At 43.0% G+C, this 207-nt stretch carries 1 protein-coding gene; it reads right to left on the bottom strand.

Going from position 1 to position 207, the window contains the following annotated elements; translation table 11 throughout:
* Positions 1-207, bottom strand: a 207-nt coding sequence (locus NLF92_RS14145) for a LysE family transporter (RefSeq protein ID WP_254102915.1), incomplete at both ends; no start/stop codon positions are given.

Raw genomic sequence — 207 nt, 5'->3', positions numbered from 1 at the left:
ACAGTTGCTTTTTCGCCATCGCTAACACCAAGGCATCATTTGCTAACGACGACTTAATCTTGTTAAACGCTATCCATAACAAAAATGCTACGCCAGCCCATTTGGTCACCGTCACTAGCATTGGATACTCTTGCAACAACAAGCCAAAGCCCATCGCACCCAGGCTAATTGAAATGGCATCGCTAAGAATAAACAGTAAAACGAATA

It is taken from the genome of Opacimonas viscosa, assembly GCF_024199005.1.
GTDB classification, from domain to species: Bacteria; Pseudomonadota; Gammaproteobacteria; order Enterobacterales; family Alteromonadaceae; genus Opacimonas; species Opacimonas viscosa.
Note: the sequence above shows the minus strand (reverse complement) of the source record. Positions and strands in the feature narration are given on the sequence as shown.